This window comes from Paenibacillus salivarius, assembly GCF_051307165.1.
Taxonomy (GTDB): domain Bacteria; phylum Bacillota; class Bacilli; order Paenibacillales; family Paenibacillaceae; genus Fontibacillus.
In genome coordinates, this window is record NZ_CP195592.1 from 4807904 (window position 1) to 4832356 (window position 24453).

The following is a 24453-nucleotide window of genomic DNA, read 5'->3' on the forward strand; positions in this document are numbered from 1 at the left end:
AATATTCGGATTATGTTTAATATATTTATTAATCACATTGACGTTAAGGAGAACCATTCATGAATCTCGATCTTACGGAAGCCTCCCTTCCCGTTTACGAAGCATTGGCCAGCACCGTGCGTTTGCACATGCTGCGCCTGTTGGCCGATCGGCCGATGAACATCAAGGAACTGGCCGGGGCGGTCGGCTTATCGAGCGCGATCATGACGATGCATGTCCGCAAGCTGTCCGAAGCCGGACTGATTACCACGGAAATGCTGCCCGGGAAGAGCGGCCTGCAAAAGGTATGCTCGCTCGCCGTGTTTGAAGCGGATATTGAATTTCTTGCCGGGACGCCAACCGGACGCAAAAGCCACCGGGTCGAAATCCCGGTCGGACATTATTCCGACTTTCATATCGAACCAACCTGCGGCCTGGCCACGACGGACAAGGTTATTGGCCATTTTGACGACCCGCGCTATTTCTGGGACCCGGAACGGATTCACGCCGCAGTGCTCTGGTTCGGCAAAGGGTTCGTGGAATATAAAGCCCCGAACTATTTACTGTCCAGCCAGAAGCCGAAGGAGCTTGTGCTGACGATGGAGATCGCCTCCGAGGCTCCCGGAATAAACGACAATTATCCCTCCGACATAACCTTCACGGTGAACGGAATCAACGTCGGCACCTGGACAAGTCCGGGAGATTTCGGCGACCGGCAGGGCAATTACACGCCGGAATGGTGGGCGCCCTACACGAACCAGTACGGGCTTTTGAAACAGCTCCGCATCACGGAGGAAGGCACGTTCATGGACGGGTTGAAGCTGTCCGGCTTCAACCTGCAAGACATCGACGTCAAACGCAAGGAATGGACCTTCCGTTTGTCCGTGGAGGACGACGCGGTTCATGTCGGGGGCTTGACCTTGTTCGGAAAAGGGTTCGGGAATTACAACGATCACCTGGTGTTGGAGCTTTTTTACGAGGAAAACAGTGACGAACACGCAGAACGCTAATTTCCCTGAGGGGCACGCCCTGTACGAAAAAAAAAAGAAGCCGGACCGTCCATCAAGACGTTTTCGGCTTCTTTGATTTATACTCCTGGACCGACCTCGCGCACCTGCTTTCTTCGATTCAATCTACCGGAATATCCAGGGTATAATCATATGATTTCATATAATGCATTCCCTCGATCAGCAACTGTTCCGGCGTTTCGCTTGTATCGAATAACAGTGTCCGTACTTTCAAGACGCTGCCGTCCTCCCCTTCGCTTTCCGTCTGTCCGACTGTGGTTTGCAGCGGCACTATACCTTTTCCGGTTTGCAGCGAAACCCCGTCAAGCAGTACGTCGGAACCGGTCGCGATGGTGAGTTCAACCGTTTGGCCGGCCGTTTTTACGTTCTTGATCCAAAGCTTCTTCTCCGCCGCCAGGGTGACGGGACCGGTTGGAGCCGGCGCTAGCTCTACCTTCTCATCCAGCCGTTCATAACCGGCAAACTCTTTCACGACCAGCTGCAGCGAATCCAATGGTTCGGGCAGCGCGTCGTAGTGAAGCTCAAATTTTCTGCCGTGAAGATCCGTACTAAAGCCGCTTCCCGTAGAGTCAACAGGGGCTCCGTTTGCAATCAGTTCGATGCCGTCGAACGGAAGCCGGAACCGGTCCATATTTTCCACGTTCCACGTCCCCTTGATCACGGTCGAAATCGGAGTCGCCGTCACCGAATCGAAAGTAATCGCCCCTTTGTCGACGGCCACCTTTCGTTTTATGGACTGTTTGATCTGCGTCCGAATCGCCTCTCCGGGGTGGTAAGAGAACGTGATTTCGTTTTCGATCACCCGGTTATCCAGCTCTTCGGCATAGTGCAGCGTCAGTTTTTTGGCAAACGGACTGACCGGTTCGAAGGTCATCGTCCCCTTTAATTCCGTTTGCTCTTCATTCATCAATGTGGTACCTGCTTCGGCGGGGGAATCCGTTAAAAATCCGGTAATTTTCGAAAGCCTAAAAAATTGCTGGGTCTCTTCAGCGAGCCCGTCCGGATTTTGCAGGGTATAGTACACGATCAACTGGTTCGCATCCCCCATGACGCCGTTTACGATCAGTTCGGTCCCGTCATGGAGCAGCGCTTTTTCGCCGATCGTTTGTCCCATACCCGCGTCGTTCAGCTCTTTTAGCGTGCTTGTCATGACCTCGTCAAACCCCAGTATTTTTTTCCCGTAATAGGCAAAAGCCTCGTAATTATAGCCCACCGCCGACGATACGAGAATAATCAGAATTGCGGCGACCGTCCATCTTGGGACGTGGCGCTTCGTCCTTTTCTCCGGGATCCGGCTTAAAGCCGCTCTCAGCCGCTCTTCCAGCTCTTCGGGTGCGGCCACGCGATCCAGACGTTCCCTCTCCTCTATCAATTGCCGCTCAATTCGATTCATCCGGCTCACCTCCGTAGATTTCCCTGAGCTTTTTCAATCCTTGAAAGACCCGCGACTTCGCGGTTCCCACCGATACGTCCATGATTTTGGCGATCGTTCCGTAATCGAGATCGTGAAAGTATTTCAATCGGATGGCTTCTTTTTGATGATCGTTTAAAAATTCGAGAGCTCGTTGAATATCCATGCGCAGCACGCGTTCGCCGTAGGGATCCCTCACCGCGCCATTTCCGTTTTCCGGATGATGCTCCTCTTCCCATTCATCGATGAAAGAAAGCTTTTTTCGCTTCCGGATTAGTGCCTTGCAATGGTTCACCAAAATCGTTTTGCTCCAGCCGTAAAAAGAATCCGCCTTCCGAAGCTGATGAATCTTCTCGTACAAGATGACGATCATTTCCTCCATCGCATCCATGGCGTCATGCTCGTCTCCCGTATAGGTAAGGGCAAGCCTGTAATAAGCGTCCTTCTCGGCCAGAATCAGCTGGAGCAGCGCCTCCTTGTTCCCCTTTTTTGCTTGTTTGACCAGTCCGGCAACCTTCATCTCTTCACCTCGCTCCTCTATAAGAGTACCAGGAGTTCCAAAAAGTTCATTCATGATGAAAAAAAAAGACCCCCGCGCTTCCCGAACGGAAGCACGAGGGTGCTCGGTTATGATTTGTTCCTCGTAAAAACTTTCAAATTAATCGATCAGTTCCAGCGATTGCAGTGTCCGCATCAGGAGGATGGCCGCTTGGGCGCGGGTCGCTTTCGCCGCTGGCGCGAAGGCTCCCCGGTTGTCGCCCTGCATAATGTCTCTGCTTTCCAGCAATGCGGCGTCCGCCTTGGCCCAGTCCGGAATCGAGGCACCGTCCGAAAAACGGGCAAGCCCGTTCATCGTCACGTTTTCGGACGGATCGCCGCCTTCCGCAACGCGGATGGCTTTCGCAATCAGGACCGCCATTTCGGCCCGGCTGATCGCTTCATTCGGAGCGGACAATCTAGAGGCTGCGTTCGTATCTCCGAAGACGTCCTCCCCCTGCGCGGAAGTCAGCCCAAGGCCGCGGACGAGCAGCGCCGTAAACTCGGAACGCGTAATTTGCTGCCCTGGCGCAAAGCGGGTACCGTCCACCCCTTTGATGATCAATTTGGATGCCATCGCTTCGATCTCTTTTTCCGCCCAGTGGCCGTTCACATCGTCGAAATCCTTGCTGTATTCGATGACGGAAAAGATTCCGTTGCTCCGGCTTTTGATTTCCAGCGCCGGAACGCCTTGGTACTCCGTTTTTAACGCCGGCACAAAGGCCAGTTGGCCGTTATCCGGGTTAAACATGACCGCCGTCGCCTGCTGCGGATCGATGCTTGCCTTGATCGGGATGATCCGGGCGATATAGATATTGCCGAAGTCCGCCATTTCCGTCTCTTTGCCGTTCGAAAGAAGGACGATTTTGAATTCTAGCGGGCCGTTGCCCGCGGCGGAGGCTCCCAAGTCCGCAATGCTTCCTTCTACTCGTTGCCCTGTCTCTCCGGAGACGGGGTTAACCGAAATCCGAAGCCTCGTCTCCTCGGGAAGATTTCCGCTTTCCTGCGCCGCCGAAATCAAGGATGCCAACGGAAAGCGGAAGCTTGCAAGGGACGTGTTCACCGACAGGATCACGGCTTTCCCTCCCGCAGCGGACGATGCCAGTTCGGAAACCGGCAGGACGACCTGGGTTCCGCCGGTCAGCTCCGTCACATGGATGCTCAGCTGACCGGAGCCGTTGGAAGCCGCGGCAGCCAGCGCTTTCTTCAGTTCGCCCGGCTTTACGGTCACCGTGTTGACTTCACGGCCGGAAGCATCCTTCGTTTTGCCGACTTGCAGCTCGTTGCCGGCAAGCTCGTTGGCCGGATCGGTTGGCGCTTGTTCCGCCGGGGATGCCGCCGGGCCGGAGCTTGAGCCCGTGCCCGACGATCCGCCGCCGCTGTTGCCGTTGCCATTGCCGCCGCTCGGCTTCGCCTGCTCGACAATCCGGCCGTCGACGACCGGCGAAACCGTACCGCCCAATGCGCCGACATGCTCCATGAAGATCTCATAATCCGGATATCCCAGATCTTCATGGTACGCGCCGTTTGCAATCGCCTGAGCGAAGGATGCGTACCCGTCCCCGCCGTTGGCGACAAAGCTGTTCGTCGCCAGGCGGTATGTCTTGGACAAGTTCAGCGGCGCGTATGTCGATCCTTGCTTAATCTGTACATCGTACACTTTATTGCCCGCTGGACCGTTCGGATCCCATTTGAACTTCATGCCCGCGACTTGCGGGAATTTGCCCGGCAGATCGGCCAGCTTGGCGCCGCTGATGCCGTTTTCGAGCCCGTCCTTGAGCTGTTGCCCCGTGACGTCAAGGACGAATAACGTGTTGCCGAACGGCATAACGGTTCGCAGCTCGCCCATTGTAATATCGCCTTGGTCGATCGAGGCGCGGATCCCGCCTCCGTTCATGATGGCGATATCGGCATTTTTCAGCTGCTTGGCTTTGGACAGCATGCCGTCGGCGATCAGGTTGCCGAGATTGGTTTCCTTGGACCGCACGTTTTTGCGCTCCCCGTCCAGCGTAACCGCCGCGACGCCGACGACCTGCTTTTTCAACTCCTCAAGCTCTGCGTTATACGGAGCAAGCATGTTTTTGAAGGCTTCGTCTTCGGCAACCGTGCTGTCTACCGTAATCAGACCGCCGGTCGTCCCTCCCGGGCCTGTCAATACATTTCCCTGCTCATCAAGCACCAAGTCCACGCGTCCGAGATATTTGCCCCATTCGTTCGCCTGAACGATGACCGTCGGCGTTCTTTCTTCCTGATCGATCACGATTTCCGGCTGATCCAGCTTCGTGTGGGTGTGTCCACCGACAATCAAATCGATGCCTTCCACTTCCGCGGCCAGCACCTTATCCCTGCCGTAACCCAGATGCGAGAGGGCGATTATGGTGTTCAGCCCTTCCTGTTCCATGGCCGCCACCGTTTCGCGCGCCGATAACGTCGCATCCTTGAAGACGACATCCTTGCCCGGGCTGGAGGTCTCCTTCGTATCCTCCGTCGTCATGCCGAACACGCCGACTTTGTGGCCGTCCACATTCAACACGACATATGGATACACCCCGGACCGGTCCGCCGAAGCGGCACCGCTGACCGCCATCTCTTTCGGAGCACCGAGCAGCTGAGCCATATTTTTGTCCCGGCTAAAATCGATATTCGAGCTGACCAGGGGGAATCCGGCGTTTTTCACGAAATCCGCCAGCACCTGCGTCCCTTTGTCGAATTCATGGTTGCCGAACGTCATCGCGTCGTAACCCATCGCGTTCATAAACGCCAAGTCCGCGCTGCCCTGCCATTTCGTAAAGTAGAGATCCCCCGAGAACACATCCCCGGCATCGACCAATATGCTGCTCCCTCCTTCGGCGCGAACCTGTTGTACGAGCGTGGCCCGTCTGGCCACATCGGCCAAATGGGCATGCGTATCGTTCGTATGCATGACGGTCAGCTTCCAAGAAGCATCGCTGCCGCTGCCGCTGCCGACCGATACGACCGCTTCGGCCGTTCCGTATCCATCTTCGCTCGTCGCGGTAATCACGGCGCTGCCGACCGATACCGGCGTTACGTTTCCGTCCGCGTCAACCCTGGCAATACCCGAATTCGATGACGTCCAGGTCACTGCCGTGCCGCCGCCTTGGACCGGCTCAACCGCAGCCGTTAACTTTCCCGGAGCGCCGCCTTCGGTCAACGAAAGGGAAGCCGCATTCAACGTCACCTTCGTTACGCCAAGCTCCAGGACGGAAACCGTACCGCCCACTTCATTGGCAACGAGGAGCAACGGCCGCCCTGTCGGGCTGGAAGGAGCCGGAATGAACTCGAGTCCCTCGGGACCGGTATCCGTATTGAGGCCGGCGGCGAAATCCCGCGTATTCGTGTAATTGACGAATTCCGGCTGGGTAGGATCCGTGACATCATAGACCATCACTCCGCCGATCCGCTCCAGGCCGATGAACGCAAACGCGCGGTTCCCGACTTTGCCGACGGTCACATATTCGGGCTCGGGCCCTTTTTTCGGACTGCGGTCGTCCTTTTCCGTCTTGCTGTTGCTGACATTGAAATAATCCGGCAGGCGCTCGCCCGTAATTCTCTCGAAGTCGCTGCCGCTGTCATATACGAGGCTCATGTCCGATGCATTCCAGACGGAGAACGAACGTCCTCCATACATATACACCCCGTCCGGTCCCATATCGCCCGCGGCCTCCACCTTTCCGTAATCGGAGCTGTGGCTATTCAAAAATACCGCCGCTTCGGAAGCCGGATCAAGTCCGGAAAGCTTCGATACCTTCGTCGGGTTTTCGCGGCCCGGCCATTCAGTCGCGTCTCCTTCGTTTGCGGTGAACAGATAGGTCTCCCCGCCGAACGAATAAGCATCAATGCCGTCCGGCATATACATGCCGAAGAAAGGAACGCTTTCGAGGTTGATCTTGCCGTCATTGATCAGATCGAGCTCATTGCCGGGCAGGCTGAAATCTTTAAATCCAAGCCCCCGGACGGACGTAACCGTGCCTGAACCGATATCGACCGTTGCGATCGCGTTGTTCTCCTGGAGCGAAACATACGCCGTGGATTGGTCTTCCGACAGCGAGATATATTCCGGCTCCAGGTCGTAAAGCGCGTCGGCCTTCGTGCCTGGGCCGGTGATTTTGCCGCTGGCGTCCGCCGCTCCGCGAATGTGCACGCGATCGTCGATCACGGCCGGATTATCGAATTTGACATGGGTAATCTTTGGGATCACTGTGTCGACGATCGTGACGCTTCCCTCGGGATCGATGCCCGCCTCCCGCGGCTCGCCTTCATCCGCCGTCAAAATATACCGGCCGTCCGATGTAAACTTCACCATGTCCGGCTGTACGCCGGCTTCATAAGTGTTCAGCAGGTTCCCGTCATAGTCCATGACCAGGATTTTGCCGTTTTTCGCGGGATCGGCTTCCTGCACGGCCGCCGCGATCGTCTTCGTTGCCGTGTTGATATCCACGCTGGTCAGGTCGCCGTATACGAATCCGCCGGTTTCCGCCAGTTGCCGGACTTCGATCGTCTTTTCTTTGGCGAGCGAGCCTGTAGCGGATAACGGAACGATATCGATGCTTGGCGGCGAGGAAGATCCGTTCACCAAATAAAACTTTCCGTTGTCCTTGTTATATTTGACGATTTCGGCTACACCGCCGTCCTTGTTCGTTGTACCGGTCGAATAAGAAGCGATCTTGTTCATCGTCAAGGTGTCTATGGAAGCAGGAGCGTTCGGAGCTTGTACCGCCGCAGCCACCGCGAGCTCCAATCTCAGTTCGGCGCTTGCCGCGGGCGATGCGTTATCCTCTACGCGGATTTCGACCGGATAAACGCCTTCCGTCCCGTCTTCCGGCACGCCGGAAATCGTTCCGGTCAAGGAGTCGAGCGTCAGTCCGTTCGCCAACCCGTTCGCTGAAAAAGTATAAGGCGCCTGTCCCCCGTAAGCGGCGATCGTTACCGTGTAGGGCGCACCGACCGTTGCTTCGGGAAGCGTGATATCCGTAATCCCCAAATCGAGTTGCGCCGACGCCTGTATTGTTCCGGTTGCTTGACTATCCGCCGCTGGATCGGCGGCCACCGCACGTGGAGCTGCCGGAAACAGAACCCCCCCTGCCATGAGCTCCACGGACAGGCATAATGCGAGTAGTCTTGTCCACTTCCATTTTCTCCTCTTTTTCAAGCCGATTCCTCCCTGTTATTATCTTCTTCCATGAAGTGTAGGGGGGAATTGTTACCGGAGAATGCTATTGTGATCAGAGCGATGTAAAAATCGGGCTCCATGGTATCCTTATCTAACTTTTCCCGTCTATTCGGCCCGTAATCGATTCGCGAACCGCCTTCGTCAGCTTACCGAATACAAGGTCGTACGAGTGATCGATCATCATGCGCAGATCGTCCATCTGCAGGCTGCCGTCCGCGATGACCGTATTCCAGTGTTCTTTATTTAAATGGTAACCGGGTTTCACGCATTCATGCTCTTCTCTCAGGTTGGCGGCGATGATCGGATCGCATTTCAGGGAAATGCTTACCGGATTTCCGTTATCTCCGGAATCTTCGTGATCTTCGGGGTCTCCGGGATCTCCGGCTTCCTTAGGCACCGTGATGAGCGCGAACATTTTACCCCCTACCTTGATGACCGCCGGGTCCGGCCCGAACGGAAACTCCTGAACGGCGCCTTTTCTGGACAGGCAATAATCGACCAGTTCGTTGTACATCCGAGTTCCTCCAAATATACGCATTTTTGGTGTAACTATATCATGAGGGGCTCAAATGTAAAAGTGCATGGCAGACTAACGGAAACCAGGGACGTTAAACCGCCGAAATTGTTGATTTTCGCGTTGTAGCGGATCTGACAGCCCTTATTCGCCCGTATCGCCAACTTTTCCCGGTGATTCGAAGCAGATAAGAGCGCTAGGATCCGTTAGAATCCACCGGAACACGTTTTCGAAGCGAATAACGGCTCTCATGTCCGTTAGGGTCTCAAGCGGGATAGCGGAAACATTCTTGTTTGCTATAATAACAAAAAAAGGGGACCTCCCTGCACATCACAGAAAGGATATGTGGATCATGGATACCATTTTGATTGTCCTGATATGCGTCATTATCGTGATCTTCCTTCTTGTTCAACTGGGAAAAAGGAGTTCTACCGCAAGCAAACGCAAAAATGTCCCGGATTTCCGAACGGCCCCCCCTCCGCCCGAGGTTGCCGATTCGTCCAGCCCTGCCTATCCGCTGGCCCGGCGCATGCTGCAGGCGCTTCCGAAGACGTACAGGCAAGCCGTAAAACAAAGGGTGATGTCGGGCCATCCCGATCTGTCCGAGCGCGAGTACGATTGGCGGTGGTTGGAATTGCAGCGCTTTTTCATCATGTGCGCCGTTTTGGAGCGGGTTTCCGATGTTCAGCGCGGCGGTGGATGAAGTGTGGCACGAAATGCTGATGTACACGCGGGATTACCACACTTTCTCGGAAAAATATCTCGGCCGCATGCTCCACCATACCCCGAACGCATCCGAATCCGTCCCTGTCCCGAATGAACGGGCCTGGTTCGATCTGGTATATGTCGAGTTGTTCGGCTGGAGCCGGTACAGCGAAATGCTGTGGGGCCCCTTCTTCCGCCACCCGATCCCGCGGCGGGAATTGGAAGCGTATCGTCGAGTCGATCCGTCGGCGCTTACCGGCGAGCGTTTCAACGGCTGGACCTTCGAGCATCTGTCCGAAGCACGGGCCGCCATTCAGGCGCTGCGCGGCAGCCTTCAAACCCGTGTGCAAATGGCCGAGACCAGCGAGGAACTGGACGAGCGGAAATACGGGAAATTGAACTATGGCAGCCCGGACGTGCTCCTCACATCCGCCATCTTTTTTGCCTGGAATGATCCCGAGAACTTCTCCGAGCATATGATGCCGCAAGAGCAGCTTAAACATGGCGGCTCCTCCGGTTCGGGCTGTTACAGCGGCAGCGGCTGCAGCGGAGGCGACAGCCATCACCGCCATCACGACGGCGGCGACTCCGGCCACCATTCGCACCACGGGTCCGACGGAGGATCTCATTCCGGGTCTGATTCCGGCGGCGGGTCCTCTTGCAGCAGTTCCTCATGCAGCAGCTGCGGCGGGGGCTGCAGCAGTTGAGCCGAAATAAGAACGTTTTATGGTCTTATTTCGTTTTGTTTGCCGGCCTGCTGCAAAATAGCGGACATTTTTGTCCTTATTTCGGCCAAACGGGCTCCAAATTACCCTTTTAGCCTACTTTGGGCCAGAATAAGACCACTTTTGGTCCTTATTTTCCAGCAAACCGGGTGAAAATGTGAAATAGCGACCAAAATGGTCGCTATTTTTCTCGAGATGAGGCAATTGGCCGGACTTCTCCCGGACTTATCCCCTTCTCTGCATATCCCTGATATCCCGCCAAGTCATGAGCTTGATATTTTCTTGTTCGATAAGCCTCTTGATATCCGGATCCATGAACAACCGGTATTCCATTTCTCTTTTCTCATAGTGAAATGTTAATGCCATTAACTCCTCTGTTACGATCGAAGGATGAGTCACGATTTGCGTGATGCCCGGCCCGAGATTTTTTATCATGTTCATTATGCCGGCCTTCATATCTTCTATGCTCTCCCCGGGAAGCTGCGGATAAGGCAGGCCAACGACATCGTCAACCGTTAAAATGCCGCGCCGCTTCATCGAGGCGATTCTTTCGGCGAACAGCCGTTTTTGTTCCTGGTTGAAAACAGGCTGCTCCGGCGTCCGTAGCGGTAAATGAAACGGAAGCCCATATTTTTCGCACAGGTCGAATACGATCTCCAAAAAATCCCGCCCGCAAGAAAATCCCATGATACTCCCGCCGTGACTGTCCAGGTGCGTAAGATCAAGCCCCCAGGATAGAGCGGTCTTGATTTGCGCCTCCAATTCCAACCTTACCTCTTCGGGGTCCGCATATAATTCAATTTCCGATGCATCGAACGGCAAAAAACCGTCCGGTGTCGTCAAACCCGGAAGGCGTGCTTCTTGATATGCGGGCTTGTAACGGTAATTTTCCGAACTGGTCAGCGTAAGATGAACTCCGATGTCCCAATGCTTATGCGGAGCCCAGAGCTCAGCCGCTTCACGGGTCGCAGCACAAGGGACCATCAGTGAGGCGGAAGTCATTCGCTTGCCTACAAACAATTCATAAATCGCTTTGTTCGTGGAACGCGCAATCCCCAAATCATCCGCATGAATGATTAACCGCCGGTCTTCCGTAGCATGCTTCAACAAATTTCCCCCTCCCGGCCGAAAATAAAGGGACGCCGCACATTAACGTGCAACGCCCCTTAAATCCGGTTCCATTCCATATGTAAAGCCTAGCCGACTGGTTCATATTTATGATTTCCCGGACGTTTCTTGGCTTCCTTCCAGGCTTTAATCGCCGCTTCTCTGCTTTTGCCCCGATTAACCGGATCGGCAAAAAAGTCACGGATGAATTGATTGTATTCAAATTGGGGAGCGATCGCTTTCTTATATCCAGGAGTCTTCTTTCGCTCCTCCTCTTTATGCCACGCTTCCACGGCATCTCGATAGGTTTTACCGATATTGTTTTTAAAGAAGTTTTGGATATAAGTAGAAAAATGAAACTTCGGGATGATCGTCTTAAAAAAGGCCCTTACTTCTTGACTGCAACGATGGTTTTCCGTGATGACCGTATCCACGCTTAAGTCGGCATTGAGTTCCGTTTTTCGTTTAACCCTTGTTTTTCTAAGCGGATTTTGATTTTCGGGCAAGCCTGTCCGAAGAAATCCCTCGATCCTGTCGGAAATCTCCATTTTGGAGCCGGAGGCGCTTATTCCGTTCTCCCTGCAAAAGATCTGTAGCTCTTCTTTTAACCAGTAGTAATCCCTAAAGTCTTGCACACTCATCAATGTTGTCAATTCAGGTCTCAAGCAAAATATCCTCCTAGTTCCGCCAATGATTTCAACCGTTCATAAATATAAAACAAGAACCCTGACAACAGGATGTCAGAGTTCCCAAAACTACGAATTATTAAAGAGGCGGAAACGGACGAACCACCCATACGCTGGCTCTGTACGTCATTCCGTTATAAGTTGCCGTGATATACGTAACTCCCGGTCTAATTCCCCGGATGTTCCCGTATTCGTCCACGACAGCGATGGCAGGGTCATCCGTCGCAAACGCGGTATTCGCCGTTACCTTGGTGGTTACACCCGATTCATCCGTAACATAGGCGGCGACATCCAGCTCGGTTCCGACCGATAGGGAATATTCGTCAGAATCGAGGAAAAAGCGGCCGGGACTTGTTTGTCCTTCCGTCACCTCAACGGTTACGCTAGCCTGCAACCCTTCATAGGCTGCCGTAATTATCGTCGTTCCGGGACTGACGCCCGTAATATTTCCGAACGGGTCGACGCTTGCAACGCCCGGGTCCAACGATTCGTAAATCGCGGAATACGTCACATCCGTCACGGTAGCATTGGAGTAAACCGCGTTAACCACACTCTTCGCGGATTGCCCGACGGGCAGCTTAAGCTTATCCGTTTGAAACTGGAGCTTCGAAAGCACCGGGTTCGAGGGCTCAAGGCTTGGCAAAGCGATTTTCGCCAACTGCATCGCAGATTTGTAGCCCATGCCCGTGTTTGTTTTGATTTCACCTGAAAAGACAAGGCCATGGTTATCCAGGGAAATGCCGCCCGCCAAAATGTTCAATCCAGGAGTGCCGAACAAGTAAGTCTTTTGGGGAACGGCAAATTCATCCAACAAGGTGATTTGATATTCATAGGTCTTTCCGGACAGTTGCGCTGGATGCTTGGAAATGACCGCAAAACCGTTCTCAATAGGCTGGGCTTGAACAATATCGCCGATCGATGGAGCGGATAAGGAGTCGGACGTTTTTTCCCACAGGATGTCCCCGTCTTCGGTCATATTTTGGAGATCATAACGCTTCTCATCCGAATTATATCTGGTCAGCAAGAAGCTTCCGTCACCGGATGGGACCAAGGAGCGAATTTCATCGGTCTCCTCTGTTTTCAGCCATGCCAGCTTTCCATTCGGGCTGATTTTGGCCATGAACGGATGATCCCAGTCGTGCTTGAAGCGTCCCCGCCAACCTGCCGCGATGACACCGCCGTCGGAAGTGACGACCATGCTTTCAAACTGGGTATAGAACCCGATGGAATAAGTTTCGGACCAGCTGATAACTCCGTCCGTATTTATTTTCAGAAGAAAAGAATGAATCGGATCCCCGCCGTTTCTGCTGCCCTCCCCTGCGGCGAACACCCCTCCATCGGACGTTTCCTGGATCAGCTTCACCGGCTGCAGATAGTAAGGCATATCGGGATAAGCCTTTTCCCACAACAGCTCCCCTTCGGGACTCAGCTTGAAAACAAACGGAACATAGCGGGGCCGGCCATAGTCAATATCCCGGATTTCCCCACCGACAAAAATGCTTCCATCCGAAGCTTCTAAAACCGAAAACGCCTGGTTGGATGCGTATACCCCGCTATGATGCAAAACATCGATTTCTTTTTCCCATTCCATTTCACCGTTGCCGTTCATCTTAACGACATAAGAGGATTTTCCATCGGAAAGTGAGGAGCCGTGAAAGCCTACGGCAATATAACCTCCATCCGAAGTCATAGCTACAGCCTTCCCCCCCGCACTTGAATCGACAGGGTCGTTGCTCTCCAGAAGATGCGACCATTGCACGGAAGCTGCTTCTTCGGGAGCCTTGGCGTGGCCCGTTCCGGTCCATCCCGTCCAAAGCAGAACGGATGAAAGCAATGCGACAAAGGGCTTGTACAGGTATTTCCTCACGAACAGCACTCCTCTCAAATTGGAATAATTGGAAATTTAGTATATCCCCATTCCATTATTCAAAAGGAGCGAACACCTGAATATCCCCCGACCTTCTTATTTATCTGGGCCAAACCTCATGAATATCGGCGGGTTGCCTATTCCTTCGGAATATCCCGGGACTCGTGAACATGGACCCCATGGCGTTCCTTTTTCGCCGCCGTGATCATGGCCGCCGCCACAGCCCTCGCCTGAACGGGACGGTACCCCCGCAACGGGCCTATGAACAAAGGAGTAAGCACGGCCATGAACCTTTCCGCCGTCCGGAACTCGCCGCGGTCGCCCAGCAAAAGGGACGGACGGAAGATATGCAGTTCGCCGAGCTCCAGCTCCTTCAGCGCCTCCTCGATCTCTCCCTTCACGCGGCTGTAGAAAATGCGCGACGATGCGTTTGCGCCGGTGGCCGTTACGATCATTAACCGCTTCGCGCCCCCGCTTTTCGCCAATTGACCCAGGAACAGCGGATACGTGTAATCCACCTTCCGAAACGCTTCTTGGGTCCCGGCTTTTTTTATCGTCGTGCCGAGCGTGCAGTACACATCCGCCCCGATCATGTCGACGTCCGCTTCCTTCAGCCTATCGAAATCGATGACCTTCGTTTGCAGCTTCGGATGCAAGATATCCACCGGTCTCCTCACGAGAATCATGACTTCTTCATATTCCGGATTTTGAAGCAGCAGGTGAACCAGCTCTCTGCCTACCAAACCGGTAGCTCCCGCAACAATCGCCTTTCTGCTCATTTGTCCGATCCCTCCTTAGACTGTTCGCTTTGATACCTTCCCAGCAGCCGGGACAGCTTGCTCCGGATCGTTTCTTTTAATTCCTCCGGTCCCTTTAATATCACGTCTTCCCCAAGCCCGATCATAAACTCCGCAAAAAAAGGAAGGTCGGTCCGCGGCACATCGGCTTCGATCACACCGGTTCCGTCTTCCCGTACTTGAAGCATCGGACTCAGCCATAGCTCCGCCTCGCAGCGCTGCACGCCTGCCCGGCTAAGTTCCGCAAGGAGACGAACCGGCTCCCGGGGATGCGAAGCCTCCCTCCTGCCGGGGCTCACCTCGCCAAGGTCGAGCGGTTGCGTGCCGGACGAATCGTACGCCGCCTCCCGGATTCTGTCGCATCGGAAAACACGGAAGCCTTGCCGATTGAAGCAGTAGGCCGAGCAATACCACAAGCCGTTATTCGCGTATAAAAAGGCAGGCTGGATACTGCGGCTGCTTACTCCTTCCTCCTTCGACTCATATTCGATGGCAAGCACTCTCCCGGAAACGGCCGCGTCGAGAAGAATGGACAAAAACGGCGAATCCCCGCCCCTGGTCGGCGTAATGAAATCAATGCGATTTTTCATGCCGTCGATGCGGTCCCGGACATCCCCGGGCATATATAGATAAAATTTGTTGAGCGCCGAGGCGGATTCCGCTTCAAACGGCAATGAAGCATAGTGGCGCAAGGCATGAACCGCAAAAAACATCGCCACCGCTTCTTCTTCCGTGAAGGCGATCGGGGGCAGAACCCTTTCCCTCAGCACCTGATAGCCGCCGTGCGGACCGACTTCCGAATACAGAGGCACTCCCAATTCGCTAAGCTCCTGCAAATCCCTCAGAATCGTCCGCTTGGAAACCCCGAATTCATCGGCAAGCTCCCCGACCTTAAACCGTTTCATCCGATTGACGGTCATCATCAGCTCCATCAGCCGTTTGGACTTGTTCACCCGGAGCGCTCCTTTCATTGAGGTCATGAATCTATGACAAAGTTTGTCACTATTATAACCTACAATAAAATCAGCAAACAGTCCCAACAAAAAGGAGCTGATCGACCATGCGCAAATTTACCGCGCTGTTCTTTCTCATCATGTTCATGATCGGAACCGATACGTTTCTGATCTCGCCGCTACTCCCTACTCTCCAAAGCGAATTCGGCGTATCCACGGATATCGCCGGATGGATGCTGGGCGCGTATACGCTCGGCTCCGCCGTGTTCGCCCTGATCGCCGGCCCTTTGTCCGACGGCTGGAACCGTAAAACCGTCCTGCTTTGCGGTCTGCTCGGCTTCTCCGTTTCTACGATGCTGTGCGGCTTTGCGGGCAGCTTCTGGACGATGTGCCTGTTCCGGTTTCTTGCCGGCGTAAGCGCGGCATTTACCGCTCCGCAGGTATGGGCCTCCATTCCCGCCGTCATGCCCCCGGACAAAATACCGAAAACGATGGGGGTCGCCTTTTCGGGACTCGCCACCGCCCAGGCGCTCGGCGTGCCGATCGGCAGCTGGCTCGCAGTCGCCCATTGGTCCGTTCCTTTCTGGACGATCGGCGGAGCCGCGCTGCTGCTCCTTATCTTCGTATACGGTGCTTTGCCCGACATGAAGCCGAAAACAAACGAACGGACATCCGTCTTAAAGCGCTATGTGCCGCTGATGAAAAGCGGTAAAGCGAGAAGCGGCTTCCTGGCTTATCTGCTGCTTCACCTGGGAAGCGGCACGGCCATGGCTTTCATCGGCAAATGGATGGCCGACAGCTACAGGCTGCCTGTCGGGCAAATCGGCACGGTCATGATGGTTCTCGGGCTCGGCACGCTTCTGGGAAGCATCATCAGCGCCTCCGTCACCGGCAGGATCGGCAACGCCAAAGCGGTAACGGCAGGAATCGCCATCGTCATGGCGCTTTACGCCGTGATGCCGTCCTTGGCGAACCTTTCTGTCGCAGCGGCCGGGTTTTTCGTCATTTTCACCCTGCTTGGAGTTGTGTTCCCGACGGTCATGGAGGCCCTCACCTCGCTGAACGCATCGCTGCGCGGAACGATTTCCAGCCTGGCCAACTCGACGATGAATGCCGCAAACACGCTCGGCGCCTGGATCGCGGGTCTCATCTATGTTCAATTCGGAGGGTACGCATCCATCGGTATGTTCGCAGCCGTGTGCCTGGCGCTGTCCCTCATAGCTTTTCTGCTTGGAGGTGTAGTGGGGAAAAAAGCGGCGCCTTTGGATGAAATACCGTCCTCTTCCTGAAAAGTCTTATGTTAGTTCATCTTTTTCTTCATCCTGCTGTCACATCCTTCTCGTGTTTATATCCCGAAAAAAATATAGTCCCGAAAGCTTAAATGAATCTGATACAAAAAAAGAGCAAGCTACCGCCGCAAAGGCGAAGCATGCTCTTCAACATATTCAGGCACAACTTACAAATCGCAGCTCTCGTCTGTGCAAATTCCGCCGTCCGCAGAACCGATCTGCTTCAGGGGCGAAGCCGGATGCTCTTCTTCCCATACTTTTTGCAACGTATCCGCAAACAACTCCAATGGCTGGGCTCCGGAAATCGCATACTTCCGGTTCAGCACAAAGAACGGAACGCCGCGCACGCCAAGCTGGGCAGCTTCGGCCTCGTCCGCGCGGACCTGATCCGTATAGTCGTTGCCGTTCAACACGCTACGGGTTTCATCGGCGTCCAGGCCCACTTCAACAGCCAGCTTGACCAGCGTGTCCCGGTCCCCGATAAATTCCGATTCGGTAAAGTGGGCGCTCAGCAGTTTTTCGGACATTTCGGCGCCTTTTCCCCGGCTCTCCGCATATATGGCCAGCCGATGGGCATCCAGCGTGTTTACCAGTTTGATCTTATCAAAGTTATATGCCAATCCGACTTCCGCGGCACGGGCAATAATCTGTTTATTCGACTGTCTGGCCTGTTCGACGGTCATGCCGTATTTCTTGGCCAAAGCTTCATCCAAAGAAACGTCCGGATTCGTTTTCGCTTCCGGATCCAATTCAAAGCTTTTGAACGTCACTTCGACTTGATCTTTATGCGGAAACTTGTCCAGCGCCTGCTCCAACGTTCTTTTGCCGATATAACAAAACGGACAAACATAATCAGACCATACTTCAATCTTCATGAACTACGCCCCTCTTCTAAGGTTATGGTCATTACAGCAGAAAGACGCCGTTCCTGATATTCAAGAAACGGCGTCTTTTCGCTTTGGCTTTCGCTTCGCGATTATCTCAACGTTTTCAATGCACCGCTCCAAGCGACTACTTGATCGAGCATAGCATTTACGTTATCCAGATGCAAATCCTGTGGTTTGAAAACCGAACCGTTTTCGAAGTCCGTGAACAAGGACAATGTAGGATGCACGCGAACGTCCGCGATCAACAGTTCGCCAAGAATTCCGCGCAGGTGTTCAGCGGCACGCGCGCCGCCCGTCGAACCGTAGCTGACGATCCCGGCTGCTTTATTGTTCCACGCTTCGCGCGCGAAATCCAAAGCGTTCTTCAAGGCACCCGTAATGCTGTGGTTGTATTCCTGAACGATGAACACGAATCCGTCCAGTTCCCCAAGCTTTTGGTTCCAGGCGGCAATCCCCGGCTCGGAGCCGTCGGTTGTGCCCAGGAACGGCAATTTGAAATCCGCGATATCCACGATTTCGTAGTTGGCGTCGCCGCGTTTGTCGGCGATTCCCTTCACCCATTCTCCAACCTGCGGGCTTACGCGACCTTCGCGTGTGCTACCCAAAATAATCCCGATGTTCAATTTTGACATTGTGTTCTCCTCCTTGGTTTTGTTACCGAATAATTTGTCCATGATACCCATTATTTGCATCACCTGCTGTTTCTATTACTTGTTTGCCCGCATTCGAGCATGATGTCATTATTTTTGTTAGCCAGTTACTTTATGTAAGTTATTATAGTTTAGGAATTCGGTGTAGTCAAGTGAGTTTTAAAATTTATTTTAAATTTTCGCTTTCCCCACTATAAAGCCCATCGTTCATGCAAATTTAGCGGGAAATACTCCTGCTAATTAGGGCAATACAGAAACATTGTGCGGTTTTAAAAGGATAAGCTCCCGTTAAATTCATAGGTTTGGCCCCTTGAATCCGATTTCCGCCGAATTAGCGGGAGGATTTCCATCTATTCATGATGGATTAGGAAATCCGGCTAAATTAGGGGTAGGTTTTCCGGTTATTTTTCAAAGTGAATACACATTCCGCGGGAATTCATTTCTTCTGCTATTCTACGAAAAAAGAGAGGAGTTATTCTCCTCTCTTTCAGTGCGCGGAAGCTGCCCGTTGAAACTGGCTTGTGTATAAATCATAATAAAAGCCCTGATCCTGCAGCAGCCGGGTATGCGTTCCCTTTTCGACGACTTCCCCGCCGTTGATCACGACGATCATATCGGCGTCTTGAATGGTGCTTAAGCGATGGGCAATCACGAAGCTCGTTCGCCCCTTCATCAGTTTTTTCATCCCCTCCTGGATATGCATTTCCGTTCGGGTATCGATGCTGCTCGTCGCTTCGTCCAGGATCAGGATCGCGGGATCGGCCAGAATGGTTCGGGCAATCGTCAGGAGCTGCCGCTGGCCGTGACTCAAATTGCTTCCTTCCGCCGTCAGGATCGTATCGTAGCCTAAAGGCAATCTGACGATGAAATCGTGAGCGTTCGCCAGTTTGGCGCAAGCCTCGACTTCTTCATCCGAAGCGTCAAGTCGGCCATACCGGATGTTCTCCCGAATGCTTCCGGAAAACACGTACGCGTCCTGAAGAACCATGCCAAGCTTGCCGCGCAGGCTGTTCTTTTCCATCGTTCGGATGTCGGCGCCGTCGATGGTGATCTCGCCCTCGTCAATATCGTAGAACCGGGTCAGCAAATTGACGATCGTCGTTTTGCCCGCTCCGGTCGGCCCGACCAGCGCGATTTTATCGCCCGGCTTGGCCGCGAACGAGACATTTTTTAATATAGGCGCCCTCTTGTCGTAGCCGAAGGATACCTCCCGGAATACCACTTCGCCTTTCACCTCTTGAACGGTATGCGATGCTCCCCCGTCCCGGAATTCCGTCTCCGTATCCAAGATTTCAAAGACGCGCTCGGCCCCGGCCACGGCGGATTGAACCATGTTATACTGATTCGCCAATTCATTGATCGGGCGGTTCAATTGTTTCGAATATGTCAAAAAGCTCACGACGATCCCGATCGTCGTCCAATCGTGGAACGCCATCCAGCCGCCGACCGCGGCGATAAACGCAAAGCTCAGATTGTTGACGAAGTTCATGACCGGGCCGATCATGCCCGATACGATTTGAGCTTTGATGCCGACCCGGTTCAACCGTTTGTTGATCACCTGAAACTGCTCGCTTGCCATGGCTTCCCGGCGGAATGCTTTTACGGTTTTCTGGCCGGTGACCGTCTCCTCGATAAACCCGTTCAATTCGCCCAGCGCCTGCTGCTGGCCTTTAAAAAAGCCCCGGCTGAGTCCCGTAATCTTCCGGGTTGCCAATAGCATCAACGGTATGCATACCAGGCTGACGCCGGTCAAAAGCAAATCCAGCCGCAGCATCATGATGAGCGAGCCCGTAAGCGTAATGATGCTGGTCAGCAGTTGGATCACGTTTTGGTTCAAGGAGTTCGAGACATTGTCGATATCGTTCGTCGCCCGGCTCATCAATTCGCCATGAGGGCGGCTATCGAAAAACCGGAGCGGCAGCAATTGGAAAGTATCAAACAAATCATGCCTCAATTCCTGTACGGTTCGGCCGGAGACGCCCGACATGACAAACGTCTGGGCCCAGGAAACGATGCTGCCCAGCAAGTATATTCCCAGCATGAACAAGCATAGCCATACCAAACCGGCATAGTCTTTCGGAATGATATACTGGTCAACGGCTATCCCCATCAGATAAGGACCGATTAAACCGATCACGGAGCTCACGACCGTGAGGAGAACCGCCGCCAGCATTCCGGTACGCTGTCTGCCCAAATAACCCCACATTCTTTTGACGGTGCCTAACGTATTTTTCGGCCTTACTTTGGGACCGATATGCCTTCCGGGTCCGCCACCTCCTCCGAAGGGGGGCTTATGCGGCTTTAAAGCTTCGAGCCCGGCCGGATTAGCGCGTTCTGACATAAGCTTGATCCTCCTCCTTCCATTGGGAACGGTAGATGTCCTGATAGATCGGGCTGGACCCTAGAAGTTCCTCGTGGGTCCCCTCCGCCACGATCCTTCCGTGTTCCAGCACAAGGATTTTGTCCGCGTCGACCACCGAAGAGATGCGCTGCGCGATAATGAGGTTCGTGCTTTGTTTCATCAACCGCTTGAGCGCATTCTGAATCCGCGATTCCGTGCCGAGGTCGAGCGCGCTGGTGCTGTCGTCCAGGATCAGAATTTTAGGCCGGACCAGCAGTGCTCTCGCAATCGCGATCCGCTGTTTCTGCCCGCCGGACAGATTCACGCCTCTCTGGTTAAGGTCGGTGTCATACCCTTCCGGCAGCCGCATAATGAATTCATGGGCTTCCGCCGCTTTGGCGGCAGCTTCCACTTCCTCCTGATCGGCATCGGGTTTTCCGAACCGGATGTTGTCCCGGATTTTGCCGCTGAACAGCACCGATTGCTGGAGTACGACGCCGATCCGGCTTCGAAGAAGGTCTAACGGCATCTCTTTGACATCCGTTCCGTCGATGAGCACCCTGCCTTTGGCCGGGTCGTAAAACCGTGGGATTAAATGGACCAGGGAAGATTTCCCCGCCCCGGTGGCGCCCAGAATGGCGATCGTCTGCCCCGGTTCGGCCCGGAAGGAAATATCCTTCAGGATAAACTCCTTCTGCTCTTTGTCGTAAGCAAAGGAAACCTGCTCGAAGGACAGCTGCCCTTCTTCAAAGGCATGTTTAGGGATCATATTTGTGCCGCCTTCGCTCTCCGACTCAAGGACCAGCACGTCATGAATCCTTCTTGCCGATGCTTGGGCACGGGAATAGAACGAAAGCATATTTCCGAACATGAGCATGGAAAAAAGCAACTGGGTCACATAATTGATAAAAGCGATCAAATCGCCGACGGGAAGGCCGCCGTTCCAAGTTTGCACCCCTCCATACCACAACACGGCGACGGTGCTTACATTCATGATCAGCATCATGAGCGGCATGTTTAATCCGATGACTCTCGCGGCTTTGACCGATATTTCCGTAAAGCTCCGGTTCGCGCCGGCAAACCGTTTGCGCTCATAGTCGGACCGGACAAACGCCTTGACCACCCGAATGCCGGACAAATTTTCCTGGAGTACCGCATTGACGCCGTCCAGCCTGGCTTGCACCTTCGCATAAAGCGGAAAAGACAGCCGGATCAGAGCATACAAAACGAGAAACAACGCGGGAACGGCGACGGCTAAGATCAGGGTAAGCGTAAGGCTGATCGTCATCGCCATAATAAAGCTGCCGGCCACGAGCAGCGGAGAGCGGATCGTGCGCAGAAGCATTTGCACAAAGGTTTGAACCTGAACGACGTCATTCGTCAGCCGGGTAATGATCGATCCCGTATTCAGCTGATCCAAACGGCGAAATGACAGCGATTGAACTTTCCGGAACAATCCATTCCTCAAATCCGCCCCGAAGTTTTGGGATGCGATCGTGGAGAACACGGAACAGCCCGCCCCGCCGAGCAAGCCGATCAGGGCCACACCGATCATGAGGAGTCCCGTATTTTGAATGAGGGGCAGGTCCCCTTTCATGATGCCTTCGTTCACGATATGTGCCATCAGCTTCGGCTGGAGCAAGTCCATGCTAACTTCGACCAACATCAAAATCGGCGCCAACAAGGCGATTTTCCAATAAGGCTTCAAATAAGACCTTAAACTCCGCAGACCCATGTTCTCCTCCTCGTTGCGTATACATATGTATACATACTATTCTGTATGCAAATGTATACAATTTCATAAATTTTGTCAAGGTTATTTCTTCCGGAAAACTCAAACAAAAAGCAGGCCGTCCCTTTACCGGTGAAAGCCTGCTTTTTGCCATTCGGTTTAAGCCATTTTATGAATAACGCTGTAGAGGTCGTTCAGTGCGTTTTGGAGGGTCGCGATATCCTCCTTTTCCAGCCTCGCCAACTTCCCTTTAAGGAATTCGAATAAAGTTTCCCGCATTTCGTGGAGCATGGAAATCCCCTTGGGCGTGATTTTGATGCGTACGATCCTTCGGTCCGCGGAGTCATGTTCCCTGCAAACCCATTCGCTGTCGCACAGCTTGTCGATGATCGGCGTCAACTGCGCTTTGGCGATTTTGATCTCGTTCGCAAGCTCGGTCATCGTCGCCGTCTCGGTCTCCGTTAGCATCGTCAGCACATGGATCACCAGCGGACTTACGATATGGCGGGTTTTCTGCTCATGCGGCCGGATCAGCTTACGGTCGATGGCCGTCATCAGGTTAGACAGTCCCCTCGCCGCTTCGTCCAATTTCATATCTTCCATTTGAAACGCCCCCTATTTTCATAAAAGTGATGTTGACAACCCGTTGCCTGTCTTATATTCTATAATGGTTAATAAATCTAAACTATTAAATCAATAAACGGTTTATTTTTAGAAACAGTCTTAAAAGCAAGACTATTGTAACATACTCACATAGATTAGAACCAGGAGGCAAGACACATTTGAAAGAAAACGAACCGATTCAACCACAGCCTGCAATCAAGCAAAAATACTTGGGCTCTACCGGACTCATCGCCTTCATTGCCCTAATGAACATGTTTATCCCGCTCTCGACCGACTTGTATCTTCCCGCTCTGCCAAAAATGAGCCTTTATTTCGGAAGCAATTCGGCCATCACCAATCTGACGTTAAGCGTGTTCTTCATATTTTATGCGGCGGGGATCCTGTTCTGGGGACCTCTGAGCGACAAATACGGTCGTAAGCCGATCTTGATGGCGGGCAACGCGATTTACATCGCCAGCACCATCGCTTGCGCGCTCTCGACAAATGTCTATTTCCTGATTATCGCGCGAGCGGTTCAAGGGATCGGCGCCGGGGCCATCACGACGGTCTCCGTAGCGATGGTCAAAGATTGCTTTACCGGCAAAAAGAGAGAAAACATTCTCGCCGTCATCCAGTCCATCTCGGGAATCGCACCCATGATCGCTCCGATCATCGGTGCTTTCCTTTTGACGTTCTCCTCCTGGAGAGGATCGTTTTGGACGTTGGCGGGCATCGGCGTCATCAATCTGATCTTGACTCTGCTCTATCAGGAATCTTTGCAGGAGTCGGACAAATACAAGGGGACGCTGCTCGGTTCGATGGGACGGCTTCTGGTGGTGGCCCGGAACAAAAGCTTTTTCTATCCGGCCATCATCTTCTCGCTGCTCGCCCTTCCCTTCATGGGCTACATCGCCGTATCTTCTTACATTTATGTCGATTACTTCGGGCTTAGCGAGCAGGTCTACAGTTACTTTTTTGCGGCCAATGCGCTCGTCTCGATTTTGGGCCCGTTCCTGTACGTCCGCTTTTTCAGCGGCATGAACAAAAAAGTGCTGGCCACAAGCTGTTTTTTCCTGGCCCTGGTTAGCGGTTTGCTGGTCATGACGATCGGTACCCACTCCCCGGCGCTGTTCCTGATCTCCTTCGTGTGGATGTCGTTGTCGTTCACCGCCACGCGGCCGTTCAGCATGAACATTTTGTTCCGCCAGCAAAAAGGAGATACCGGATCGGTTTCCTCGATCATCAATACGGTGACCACCGTCTTCGGCAGCATCGGCATGGCGATCGCATCCGTACCGTGGGGGAATATCGTGGCGGGACTGGGCGACTTGATTACCGCGATGTCCGCGTTAGCGATGATCGGATGGCTCGGCTTCCTCCGTTCGAAGATTCCGTGCGAAGGCGTGAAGGATGGGATTTGAAATATTTGACGCTAAAAGGGACTGCCGATT

19 protein-coding genes are annotated in these 24453 nt (G+C 53.5%); 5 read left to right on the plus strand and 14 right to left on the minus strand.

Features of this window, described 5'->3' with window-relative positions:
* The first annotated feature begins 59 nt into the window (after positions 1-59).
* The gene (locus ACSFXJ_RS22340; protein WP_435922538.1) at positions 60-989 is read left to right on the plus strand and encodes an ArsR/SmtB family transcription factor; all 930 of its coding nucleotides are present in this window, start codon (positions 60-62) and stop codon (positions 987-989) included.
* A gap of 118 nt (positions 990-1107) precedes the next feature.
* Here ACSFXJ_RS22340 and ACSFXJ_RS22345 read toward each other — a convergent pair whose 3' ends face one another.
* From ACSFXJ_RS22345 to ACSFXJ_RS22360, 4 genes are all read right to left on the minus strand, one after another.
* Positions 1108-2400, minus strand: coding sequence for a DUF4179 domain-containing protein (locus ACSFXJ_RS22345; protein WP_435922540.1), 1293 nt, complete (start codon positions 2398-2400; stop codon positions 1108-1110).
* Entirely contained in the window at positions 2387-2938 is a 552-nt protein-coding gene (locus ACSFXJ_RS22350; protein WP_435922541.1) for an RNA polymerase sigma factor, read from the minus strand. The genes ACSFXJ_RS22345 and ACSFXJ_RS22350 overlap by 14 nt, the downstream gene beginning before the upstream one ends.
* 138 nt (positions 2939-3076) lie before the next feature.
* The gene (locus ACSFXJ_RS22355) at positions 3077-8125 is read right to left on the minus strand and encodes a choice-of-anchor I family protein (protein WP_435922542.1); all 5049 of its coding nucleotides are present in this window, start codon (positions 8123-8125) and stop codon (positions 3077-3079) included.
* A 112-nt stretch (positions 8126-8237) separates the two neighbouring features.
* A complete protein-coding gene (locus ACSFXJ_RS22360) occupies positions 8238-8660 on the minus strand; it encodes an MmcQ/YjbR family DNA-binding protein (protein ID WP_435922543.1) in 423 nt (140 codons plus the stop codon).
* Positions 8661-9012: 352 nt separating this feature from the next.
* On the opposite strand from ACSFXJ_RS22360, the gene ACSFXJ_RS22365 reads away from it, so the two are divergent.
* The gene (locus ACSFXJ_RS22365; RefSeq protein ID WP_435922544.1) at positions 9013-9363 is read left to right on the plus strand and encodes a hypothetical protein; all 351 of its coding nucleotides are present in this window, start codon (positions 9013-9015) and stop codon (positions 9361-9363) included.
* Positions 9341-10072, plus strand: coding sequence for a hypothetical protein (locus ACSFXJ_RS22370; protein WP_435922545.1), 732 nt, complete (start codon positions 9341-9343; stop codon positions 10070-10072). Before ACSFXJ_RS22365 ends, ACSFXJ_RS22370 begins: the two co-directional genes overlap by 23 nt.
* A gap of 243 nt (positions 10073-10315) precedes the next feature.
* Here the strand turns inward: ACSFXJ_RS22370 and ACSFXJ_RS22375 are convergent, their stop codons facing one another.
* The 5 genes from ACSFXJ_RS22375 to ACSFXJ_RS22395 all read right to left on the minus strand — a co-directional run bounded on the left by ACSFXJ_RS22375 (position 10316) and on the right by ACSFXJ_RS22395 (position 15500).
* The gene (locus ACSFXJ_RS22375) at positions 10316-11197 is read right to left on the minus strand and encodes a polysaccharide deacetylase family protein (RefSeq protein WP_435922546.1); all 882 of its coding nucleotides are present in this window, start codon (positions 11195-11197) and stop codon (positions 10316-10318) included.
* Positions 11198-11286: 89 nt separating this feature from the next.
* Positions 11287-11862: a DUF6434 domain-containing protein gene (locus tag ACSFXJ_RS22380; RefSeq protein WP_435922547.1), complete on the minus strand. Its 576-nt coding sequence runs from the start codon at positions 11860-11862 to the stop codon at positions 11287-11289.
* Positions 11863-11962: 100 nt separating this feature from the next.
* Positions 11963-13750: an Ig-like domain-containing protein gene (locus tag ACSFXJ_RS22385; protein WP_435922548.1), complete on the minus strand. Its 1788-nt coding sequence runs from the start codon at positions 13748-13750 to the stop codon at positions 11963-11965.
* Positions 13751-13887: 137 nt separating this feature from the next.
* Complete coding sequence (locus ACSFXJ_RS22390) at positions 13888-14529, minus strand: NAD-dependent epimerase/dehydratase family protein (protein WP_435922549.1); 642 nt, start codon at positions 14527-14529, stop codon at positions 13888-13890.
* Entirely contained in the window at positions 14526-15500 is a 975-nt protein-coding gene (locus ACSFXJ_RS22395; protein WP_435922550.1) for a helix-turn-helix transcriptional regulator, read from the minus strand. Before ACSFXJ_RS22395 ends, ACSFXJ_RS22390 begins: the two co-directional genes overlap by 4 nt.
* 107 nt (positions 15501-15607) lie before the next feature.
* On the opposite strand from ACSFXJ_RS22395, the gene ACSFXJ_RS22400 reads away from it, so the two are divergent.
* Positions 15608-16789: an MFS transporter gene (locus ACSFXJ_RS22400; protein WP_435922551.1), complete on the plus strand. Its 1182-nt coding sequence runs from the start codon at positions 15608-15610 to the stop codon at positions 16787-16789.
* A gap of 167 nt (positions 16790-16956) precedes the next feature.
* Here ACSFXJ_RS22400 and ACSFXJ_RS22405 read toward each other — a convergent pair whose 3' ends face one another.
* From ACSFXJ_RS22405 to ACSFXJ_RS22425, 5 genes are all read right to left on the minus strand, one after another.
* The gene (locus ACSFXJ_RS22405; protein ID WP_435922552.1) at positions 16957-17664 is read right to left on the minus strand and encodes a DsbA family oxidoreductase; all 708 of its coding nucleotides are present in this window, start codon (positions 17662-17664) and stop codon (positions 16957-16959) included.
* Between the two features lie 101 nt (positions 17665-17765).
* Positions 17766-18359 (minus strand): NADPH-dependent FMN reductase, encoded by a 594-nt coding sequence (locus ACSFXJ_RS22410; protein ID WP_435922553.1) that lies wholly within the window; start codon positions 18357-18359, stop codon positions 17766-17768.
* Between the two features lie 454 nt (positions 18360-18813).
* The gene (locus tag ACSFXJ_RS22415; protein WP_435922554.1) at positions 18814-20667 is read right to left on the minus strand and encodes an ABC transporter ATP-binding protein; all 1854 of its coding nucleotides are present in this window, start codon (positions 20665-20667) and stop codon (positions 18814-18816) included.
* Entirely contained in the window at positions 20651-22402 is a 1752-nt protein-coding gene (locus ACSFXJ_RS22420; protein WP_435922555.1) for an ABC transporter ATP-binding protein, read from the minus strand. Before ACSFXJ_RS22420 ends, ACSFXJ_RS22415 begins: the two co-directional genes overlap by 17 nt.
* Before the next feature lie 156 nt (positions 22403-22558).
* Entirely contained in the window at positions 22559-23002 is a 444-nt protein-coding gene (locus ACSFXJ_RS22425) for a MarR family winged helix-turn-helix transcriptional regulator (protein ID WP_435922556.1), read from the minus strand.
* Positions 23003-23181: 179 nt separating this feature from the next.
* Between ACSFXJ_RS22425 and ACSFXJ_RS22430 the strand changes: the two genes are divergently transcribed.
* Positions 23182-24423 (plus strand): multidrug effflux MFS transporter, encoded by a 1242-nt coding sequence (locus tag ACSFXJ_RS22430; protein ID WP_435922557.1) that lies wholly within the window; start codon positions 23182-23184, stop codon positions 24421-24423.
* The last annotated feature ends 30 nt before the right edge of the window (positions 24424-24453 follow it).

Excerpts from the sequence above, each read along its gene's own strand:
- ACSFXJ_RS22340 (WP_435922538.1), top strand. The coding sequence starts at position 60 with ATGAATCTCGATCTTACGGAAGCCTCCCTTCCCGTTTACGAAGCATTG.
- ACSFXJ_RS22345 (WP_435922540.1), bottom strand. The coding sequence starts at position 2,400 with ATGAATCGAATTGAGCGGCAATTGATAGAGGAGAGGGAACGTCTGGAT.
- ACSFXJ_RS22350 (WP_435922541.1), bottom strand. The coding sequence starts at position 2,938 with ATGAAGGTTGCCGGACTGGTCAAACAAGCAAAAAAGGGGAACAAGGAG.
- ACSFXJ_RS22360 (WP_435922543.1), bottom strand. The coding sequence starts at position 8,660 with ATGTACAACGAACTGGTCGATTATTGCCTGTCCAGAAAAGGCGCCGTT.
- ACSFXJ_RS22365 (WP_435922544.1), top strand. The coding sequence starts at position 9,013 with ATGGATACCATTTTGATTGTCCTGATATGCGTCATTATCGTGATCTTC.
- ACSFXJ_RS22370 (WP_435922545.1), top strand. The coding sequence starts at position 9,341 with ATGTTCAGCGCGGCGGTGGATGAAGTGTGGCACGAAATGCTGATGTAC.
- ACSFXJ_RS22390 (WP_435922549.1), bottom strand. The coding sequence starts at position 14,529 with ATGAGCAGAAAGGCGATTGTTGCGGGAGCTACCGGTTTGGTAGGCAGA.
- ACSFXJ_RS22400 (WP_435922551.1), top strand. The coding sequence starts at position 15,608 with ATGCGCAAATTTACCGCGCTGTTCTTTCTCATCATGTTCATGATCGGA.
- ACSFXJ_RS22405 (WP_435922552.1), bottom strand. The coding sequence starts at position 17,664 with ATGAAGATTGAAGTATGGTCTGATTATGTTTGTCCGTTTTGTTATATC.
- ACSFXJ_RS22410 (WP_435922553.1), bottom strand. The coding sequence starts at position 18,359 with ATGGGTATCATGGACAAATTATTCGGTAACAAAACCAAGGAGGAGAAC.
- ACSFXJ_RS22415 (WP_435922554.1), bottom strand. The coding sequence starts at position 20,667 with ATGTCAGAACGCGCTAATCCGGCCGGGCTCGAAGCTTTAAAGCCGCAT.
- ACSFXJ_RS22420 (WP_435922555.1), bottom strand. The coding sequence starts at position 22,402 with ATGGGTCTGCGGAGTTTAAGGTCTTATTTGAAGCCTTATTGGAAAATC.
- ACSFXJ_RS22425 (WP_435922556.1), bottom strand. The coding sequence starts at position 23,002 with ATGGAAGATATGAAATTGGACGAAGCGGCGAGGGGACTGTCTAACCTG.